At 69.6% G+C, this 8,215-nt stretch carries 7 protein-coding genes; 6 read left to right on the forward strand and 1 reads right to left on the reverse strand.

Annotated elements, in window-relative coordinates:
• The coding region (locus AB7U92_RS16930) for a bifunctional hydroxymethylpyrimidine kinase/phosphomethylpyrimidine kinase (protein WP_428579393.1) at window positions 1-360 on the reverse strand (360 nt) is incomplete at its 3' end.
• A gap of 184 nt (window positions 361-544) precedes the next feature.
• On the opposite strand from AB7U92_RS16930, the gene AB7U92_RS16935 reads away from it, so the two are divergent.
• The 6 genes from AB7U92_RS16935 to AB7U92_RS16960 all read left to right on the forward strand — a co-directional run.
• Window positions 545-697, forward strand: a complete 153-nt coding sequence (locus tag AB7U92_RS16935) for a rubredoxin (RefSeq protein WP_428579411.1) — start codon at window positions 545-547, stop codon at window positions 695-697.
• Window positions 698-753: 56 nt separating this feature from the next.
• Window positions 754-1,152, forward strand: coding sequence for a response regulator (locus AB7U92_RS16940; protein ID WP_428579396.1), 399 nt, complete (start codon window positions 754-756; stop codon window positions 1,150-1,152).
• An 86-nt stretch (window positions 1,153-1,238) separates the two neighbouring features.
• Window positions 1,239-1,604, forward strand: coding sequence for a response regulator (locus AB7U92_RS16945; RefSeq protein WP_428579399.1), 366 nt, complete (start codon window positions 1,239-1,241; stop codon window positions 1,602-1,604).
• Between the two features lie 16 nt (window positions 1,605-1,620).
• Complete coding sequence (locus AB7U92_RS16950; RefSeq protein WP_428579402.1) at window positions 1,621-2,139, forward strand: chemotaxis protein CheW; 519 nt, start codon at window positions 1,621-1,623, stop codon at window positions 2,137-2,139.
• 30 nt (window positions 2,140-2,169) lie between these two features.
• On the forward strand, window positions 2,170-4,485 hold the full coding sequence (locus AB7U92_RS16955; protein WP_428579405.1) for a methyl-accepting chemotaxis protein: 2,316 nt from the start codon (window positions 2,170-2,172) through the stop codon (window positions 4,483-4,485).
• Window positions 4,486-4,508: 23 nt separating this feature from the next.
• On the forward strand, window positions 4,509-8,215 hold a 3,707-nt coding region (locus AB7U92_RS16960; protein ID WP_428579408.1), incomplete at its 3' end, for an Hpt domain-containing protein.

Here is an 8,215-nt window from a genome sequence, read left to right on the forward strand (position 1 = left end):
CAGCGGCACATCCGGGTAGTCGGAGAGGATCTCGGCCACCGCGCTGACACCCTCGGCCGAGCCGAGGAAGCCGACCTTCCAGCCGGAGATCGTCACGTCTTCCAGGATGCTGCGCGCCTGCTCGGCCACCACGTCGGCATCGATCACGTGCTGGTCGAAGATCTCAGCCGTGTCGCGCATCACGATGGTGGTCACCACCGGCAGGGCGTGGGCGCCCATGGCGGCGATGGTCGACACATCGCCGGCCAGGCCGCCGGCGCCGCTCGGGTCGCTGGCGTTGAAGCTCATCACGCAGGCGGGCGCGGGCTGCTCCTGCAGCGCTTCGCCGCCGGCGGGGTCGGGGTGGGTGTCTGGGGTCATGGCAGCGGGCCGGGGCCGTCGGAATCGGGTGTCGGAGGGGTTCCGCGGACTTACAGCCGAACGTGAAGAAAGTTGCGTATGTGCCTACGCGGCCTTGATTTTTTGATAAATCGCGTGGCTACAATCCGGTTCCGTTGCATTGTAGTGAAGGCGAAGACGCGTCGTGAGCGAACCCCGAACCTGGATGTGCCTCATCTGCGGATGGATCTACGACGAGGCTGCCGGGGATCCCGAGCACGGCATTGCGCCGGGCACCCCGTGGGAGCAGGTGCCCATGAACTGGACTTGTCCGGAGTGCGGCGCCCGCAAGGAAGACTTCGAGATGGTCCAGATCTGACGCTGCCGGCCTGAGGGCCGTGCCGACGTCGGACTTGTCGACGAGGAGAATGCTCCGTGAGCAATGAAGTCCCCGCCGGTGGCGCAGGCATCAAGGTGCTGGTCATCGACGACAGCAACACCATTCGCCGCAGCGCGGAAATCTTCCTGAAGCAGGGCGGCCACGACGTGCTGCTCGCCGAAGACGGTTTCGACGCGCTGTCCAAGGTCAACGATCACGACCCCGACCTGATCTTCTGCGACATCCTGATGCCGCGGCTCGACGGCTACCAGACCTGCGCCATCATCAAGCGCAACGCGCGTTTCGCGAAGGTGCCGGTGATCATGCTGTCGTCCAAGGATGGCCTGTTCGACAAGGCGCGCGGCCGGATGGTCGGTTCGGAAGACTATCTCACCAAACCTTTCACGAAAGATCAGCTTCTGCAGGCAGTGGCGCAGCATCGACGTGCCGCATGATCCACGCCTGTACCGAACCCCGCTCGCGCGCAAGCGCTGACTTCGACGGTGCCGGCCAGGAAGCCGGCGCTCACTGAGGAACTGCCATGCCGATCCAGAAGATCCTGCTGGTCGACGACTCCAAGACCGAACTGCACCACCTGTCCGAGCTGCTGAGCAAGCGCGGCTACGCCATCCGCACCGCCGAGAACGGCGAGGAGGCGATGAAGCGCCTGGGCGAGGAGAAGCCCGACCTGATCCTGATGGACGTGGTCATGCCCGGCCAGAACGGCTTCCAGCTGACCCGCGCGATCACGCGCGACCCGCGCTTCACCGACGTGCCGGTGATCATGTGCACCAGCAAGAACCAGGAAACCGACAAGGTCTGGGGCATGCGCCAGGGCGCACGCGACTACATCGTCAAGCCGGTCGACCCGGAAGAGCTGGTCTCCAAGATCCGCGCCTTCGACTGACGGACACACCACCTCCATGGCCAAGAAGGAAGCACTGCGCGAACTGCAGAGCCGGCTTGCCGAGCGGCTGCAGGCCGCCCGCACCCAGCAGCGCGGCAGTTCCTGGCTGGCGGTGGAAGTGGCCGGCCGGGGCATCCTGTTTCCGCTGAAGGAAGCAGGCGAGATCTTCGCGCTGGCACCGCTGGTGCCGGTGCCGCACACCCACCGCTGGTTCATGGGCGTGGCCAACCTGCGCGGACACCTGCACGGCGTGGTCGACCTGGCCGGCTTTCTCGGCGTGAAGTCCGGCGAGGCGATGCCGCAGCAGGCGCAGCTGGTCGGCTTCAACCAGTCGCTCGACCTGAACTGCGTGCTGCTGGTCGATCGCCTGGCTGGCCTGCGCGGCGACGACCAGCTCACCCGCGAGCCCGATGACGGCTCGCCCCGGCCCTCCTTCGTCGGCGCGCGCTATCGCGACGCCGGCGGCCGCCTGTGGCAGGAACTGAGCCTTGCCGCGCTGGCCGGCGACGAGGCATTTCTGAAGATCGTCGGCTGACGAGGCCCAACGAGAGCACAAGAGGAAACCATGAGCTTCCTGAACAAGATCAAGGGATTGGGGCGCAAGGACAGCGCCGACATGGACACGCTCGAGCAGGACCGCTTCGACGAGCCCGGCCGCGACGACATGCCGATGCCCGGGGCGGGCGGCACGGTGGCGCTCGACGTCGGCGGCATGCAGGCCACGGCGCAGATGGACTCGTCGATCATCACCGAGGCGGCGCCCTCCGAGCTGGCCGAGTTCTCGGAGGCGCGCAATGCCGGTCCCGAGACGCAGACGGCCGGAGCCGGCGCGCTGCCGATGATCGGCGCGCGTCCGCTGGGCGAGCAGCAGCGCATCCTCGGCGGCCTGGTGCTGCTGGGCGTGATCGGCGTGGTCGCCACGACGATCATCTCCCTGAACGCCGCGAATCGCGGCTCGGCCCAGGTGGGCGCGACCGGTCAGGCGCTGATGCAGTCACAACGGCTGGCCAAGTCGGTGTCGCAGGCGCTGATCGGCAGCCCGCAGGCCTTCCCGGAGGTGCGCGAGAGCTCCGACGTGCTGGCCCGCACGGTGCGTGAACTGAAGACCGGCGAAGGCGCGCTGGCCGCCGCCCCGGCCGCGGTGCAGGAACTGCTGGATCCGATGATTCCGCTGGTCGACCGCGCCGAGAAGAATGCCAACACCGTGATCGCGCAGCAGAAGATCCTGACCCAGGTGGGCCAGGCGCTGCGCACCATCAACCGCCAGTCGTCCGACCTGCTGGAAATCGCCGAGACGGTGTCGTCGCTGAAGCTGCAGCAGGAGGCCTCGCCGGCCGAGCTCTCCGCGGTCGGCCAGCTGGTGATGCTGACGCAGCGCATCGGCAAGTCGGCCAACGAGTTCCTGACCATGGAAGGCGTGTCGCCGGAAGCGGTGTTCCTGCTCGGCAAGGACCTGAACTCGTTCCGCGAGATCGCCCAGGGCCTGGCTGACGGCAACCAGGAACTGCGCCTGCCCGGCACGAAGGACCCGCAGACCAAGGAACGCCTCGTCGCGCTGCTCAAGCAGTACGAGGAGACCCGCACGCAGGCCAGCGCCATTCTGGGCAACCTGCAGGGCCTGGTGTCGGCGCGTGAAGCGCAGGCGCAGATCGTCACCGACAGCGAGCCGCTGCGAACCGGCCTGGAGGCCGTGCAGACGGCGCTGGCCAAGCAGACCGGCTTCGGTTTCGGCAGCTTCCTGGCACTGCTCGCGTTCGCGGCGATGATCATCGCCGGCGGCGTCGGCTTCCTGCGCCTGTACGTGCGTGACCAGGCCCAGCGTGCCCAGCTCGCCGAGGCCCAGCGGCTCGAGGCGGAGCGGCAGGAGCAGGAAGCCAAGCGCGTCAACGACGCCAACCAGGCGGCGATTCTGCGGCTGATGAACGAACTGCAGACGGTTGCGGAAGGCGACCTGACGCAGCAGGCCACGGTGACGGAAGACATCACGGGCGCCATCGCCGACTCGGTGAACTACACGGTGGAGGAGCTGCGCTCGCTGGTGTCGCAGGTGCAAGGCACGGTGGGACGGGTGACCGAGACCACCCAGCAGGTGGAAGCCACCTCGACCGAACTGCTGGCCGCCTCGACCGAGCAGCTGCGCGAGATCCGCGACACCGGCGAGTCGGTGCTGCAGATGGCCGGCCGAATCAACGAGGTGTCGGGTCGAGCGCAGGAGACCGCCCAGGTGGCGCGCCAGTCGCTGGACGCCGCCGAGCAGGGCCTGCGCGCGGTGCAGAACACCATCGGCGGCATGAACCTGCTGCGAGACCAGATCCAGGAGACCTCCAAGCGGATCAAGCGGCTGGGCGAGTCGTCGCAGGAGATCGGTGAAATCACCGAGCTGATCTCGGACATTACCGAGCAGACCAACGTGCTGGCGCTGAACGCCGCCATCCAGGCCGCCTCCGCCGGTGAAGCCGGACGAGGCTTCTCGGTGGTGGCGGAAGAAGTGCAGCGGCTGGCCGAACGCTCCGCCGACGCGACGCGCCAGATTGCGGCGCTGGTCAAGACCATTCAGACCGACACGCAGGACGCGGTGGGCGCCATGGAGCGCAGCACGCAGGGCGTGGTCGAGAATGCACGGCTGTCCGACGCCGCCGGTGCGGCGCTGAACGACATCGACCGCGTGTCGCGCCAGCTCGCCGACCTGATCTCGCAGATCTCCACGCAGGCGCAGCAGGAAGCCCAGTCGGCCAACGTGGTGGCCTCGAACATCCAGCACATCTTCGCGGTGACCGAGCAGACCGGAGAAGGTACCCGCTCGACCGCGGCGATGGTGCGCGAGCTGTCGCGGACTGCGGAAGAACTCAAGCAGTCGGTGGCGCGATTCAAGATCGAGTGACCCTCCTGGCCTGAGAGCACTGCATGGATACGCGAACCGCCCCGAATGCCACGTCGCGGGGCGAACCCGCCGATGACCTCAGCGCCCTGGCGTGGGTGCAGGACGAACTGCGCCGCACCCTCGAGGCGGCGCACAAGTCGCTGCGCCGCTGCCTCAAGGAAGCCGAGGCGGTCGGCAGCTCCGATGTCGACACCGTCGACCCCGCCGTACTGCGCAGCGCGCGCTCGTCGCTCCACCAGGGCGCCGGCGCGCTCGAGCTCGTCGGGCTGCCCGAGGCCGCGCTGGTGCTGCGCGCCAGCGAATCGCTGGTGCAGAAGTTCGTCGCCAAGCCGCACAAGCTGACGCCGCTGGTCGTCGAGGCGATCGAGCACGCCTCGTTCGCGCTGCTGGACTACCTGGGCCGCAGGCTGGCCGGCAAGCCGGTCTCGGCGCTGGCCATGTTCCCGCAGTACCGTGCCGTGCAGGAAGCGGCCGGTGCGGAGCGCATCCACCCGGCCGACCTGTGGAGCGTCGATTGGCGCTGGCGCGAGATCGCCTCCGACACCAGCGTTCCGCCGCGTGCGCTCGACGCCGCCACGCGCACAGCGATGGAAGGGCACCTGCTGGGCATCATGCGCACGCCGCAGCCCACGCTGGCCGCAGCGCGCATGAGCGAAGGCTGCGCCGGCCTCGGCGCGGCGTCCGCCGATCCGCAGGTGGCCACGCTGTGGAAGCTCGCCTCGGCGGTGTTCGAGGCGCAGGCGCAGGGTCTGCTCGGCTTCGACGTGTTCAGCAAGCGCGTCGCTTCGCGCCTGCTGGCGCAGTACCGCGTGCTCGAACGCGGCCAGAACGAAGTGTCCGAGCGCCTGGCGCAAGACCTGCTCTTCTTCTGCGCGCAGGCCGAGTCCCCGGGTGACGGCCGGCGCGCGCCGCGGCTGGCGGCCGTGCGGCAGGTCTACGGCCTGGTCCACCACGTGCCCGCCGACTACAACATGGCCACGCTGGGCCGCTTCGACCCGGCCGTCGTGGTGCAGGCGCGCAAGCGCGTGGCCGCGGCCAAGGAGTCTTGGCAGGGCGTGGCCGGGGGCGAACTGCATCGCCTGTCGGGCCTGAACGAGCAGTTCTCGCTGGTCGGCGATTCGCTCAAGCGGCTGTTCCCGCTCGGCGAGGCCTTCGCGGCCGAGCTGCAGATGGCGATCGCGCAGACCATCAACAGCGGCGCGGCGCCCGAGCCGCAGCTGGCGATGGAGGTGGCCACCAGCCTGCTGTACGTCGAGGCGGCGCTGGAAGACTCGGACTTCGACAGCCCCGAGCAGGCCGAGCGTGTGCGCCGCCTGGCCGACCGGCTCGGCTCGGTGCGCGAAGGCAAGGCGCCGGAGCCGCTCGAGCCGTGGATGGAGGAGCTGTACCGCCGCGTCTCCGACCGCCAGACCATGGGCAGCGTGGTTCAGGAACTGCGGGCCTCGCTGGCCGAGGCCGAGAAGTCCATCGACCAGTTCTTCCGCAAACCCGACGATCGGCAGGTGCTGATCCCGGTGCCCAACCAGCTCTCGTCGATGCGCGGCGTGCTCTCGGTGCTCGGCATCGACCAGGCCACCGCGGCGCTGATGCGCATGCGCGACGAGATCGAGGGCCTGATCCAGACCGAGGTCGATCCAGCGCGCGTTTCGCAGACCGGCCTGTTCGACCGCATCGCCGGCAACCTGGGCGCACTCGGCTTCCTGATCGACATGCTCAGCGTCCAGCCGCAGATGGCCAAGTCGCTGTTCGTGTTCGACCCGCGCACCGGCACCCTCGACCCGGTCATGGGCCGCGGCGCGAGCACGCGCCACGCTGGTACGGTGCCGCCTGTCGAGCCGCGCCTAATCGAGCAGGCCCAGCAGCTCGCATTCGCGGCGTCCCAGCCCGATGTGCCGGTGGCCGAGGTCACCCGCGATCTCGAGCGGCTGTCGCACGAGGCGCACCTGGCCGATCAGGACACGCTGGCCGAGACCGTCGATCGCACCCGCGAGGCGCTGTCGCGTGCCGAAGAGGCCGACGATCGCGAGGGCGTGGCGTCGGTGCGCGGCGAGCTCAGCGATCTGCTGGTCGACTTCGTGCACAGCAGCTCCGAGCCCATGCCGCTGGAGCCGGAGATCGCCGAGTTCCGCGCCGCCCCGGTGCCGGTGACGGCACCGGCCGTGGCCGCCGAGCCGGAACTGGCCGAAGACGACGAGATGCGCGAGGTCTTCCTCGAGGAGGCCCGCGAAGTCCTGCAGGAGGCCGCCTCGGCCACCGACGGCCTGGCTGCGGCGCCGTCCGACGTGGCCCTGCTGACCACCGTGCGGCGCGCCTTCCATACCCTGAAGGGCAGCTCGCGCATGGTCGGGCTGAAGGAGTTCGGCGAAGCGGCCTGGGCCTGCGAGCAGATCTACAACACCCAGCTGGCCGAGAGCCGGCCGGCCGAGCCGGCGCTGGTCGAGTTCACTCGCTGGGTGCTCGGCGACCTCGGCTCGTGGGTCGAGGACATCGCCCAGCGCCGCGACGCTGCCCGCAGTGCCGCCGCCGTCAAGGCCGCCGCGCAGCGACTGGCCGCTGGTGAATCGCCGGTGCCCGAGGTGCCGGTGGTGCCCATCACGCTGGCGGTGCCCGAACTGCCGGCCGCCGAGGCCCTCGAGTTGCCAGCGCTCTCGCCCGAGCCGGTGGCCGCGCCTGCCGCGCCGCTGCCCGAAGTCTCGTTCGAGATCGACCTGTCCACGCTCGACGCGCCGGCTGCACCCGCGGCCGAGAGTTTCGAGCCGCTGGCCACGCAGCCGCTGCCACTGGCCGAGCTGCCCGAGCCGGCACCCGCACCGGTCGATCTCTCGCTCGAGCTCATCGACCTCGACCTCGGCGGCGAGCCTGTCGAGTCCGCGACCGAAACGCCGGCACCGGCGGCGGCTGCGCCCGAGGACGAGAACGTCAAGGTCGTCGGCCCGCTGCGCATCGGCATCCCGCTGTTCAACATCTACCTCAACGAGGCCGACGAGCTCTCGCGCCGCCTGACCACCGAGGTGGCGGAATGGGCGATGGAACTGCATCGTCCGATCGGAGAAACGCCGATCGCGCTGGCCCACTCGCTGGCCGGCAGCTCGGCCACCGTCGGCTTCCAGGATCTCTCGCAGCTGGCCCGCGCGCTGGAGCACGCGCAGACCCGCTCGCAGGCGATCGGCTACGGCACCGCTGAAGAGGCGAAGCTCTTCGTCGACACCGCCGAGGAGATTCGCCGCCTGCTGCACCAGTTCGCTGCCGGCTTCCTCAAGGAGCCCGCCCCCGAGCTGCTGGCCCGTCTGGCCGAGCACGAACTCGAGTCGGCGCGCCGCCTCGAGGCGGCCACGGCTGCCGCCGACCTGCCGCCGGTCACGGGCATGGGCGCGCTCGACGAGGTGTCGCCGATCGAGCGCATCGAGCTGGCCCCGGCGCCGGCCGAACCGCCGAGTGCCGCGCTGCCCACCAGCCGCCCGATGGCCTTCGAGTCCAGCGGCATGGGCACGACCGGCTTCGGTACGCTGGATCCCCGCGTCGACGCGCTGGGCGTGGCGGAGCTCAAGCCGCTGGCCGAACTTCCCACGGCGGCCGCGAAGCATGCGACACCGGTCGAACGCGAAGTGGCGATCGAGGGCACCGAGGACATCGATGCCGTCGACGCGGTCGATGCCGAGCTGTTCCCGATCTTCGAGGAAGAGGGACAGGACCTGCTGCCCCAGCTGGCCGCGCAGTTGCGCGACTGGGC

This window comes from Piscinibacter sp. (genome assembly GCF_050175855.1).
GTDB lineage: Bacteria > Pseudomonadota > Gammaproteobacteria > Burkholderiales > Burkholderiaceae_C > Piscinibacter.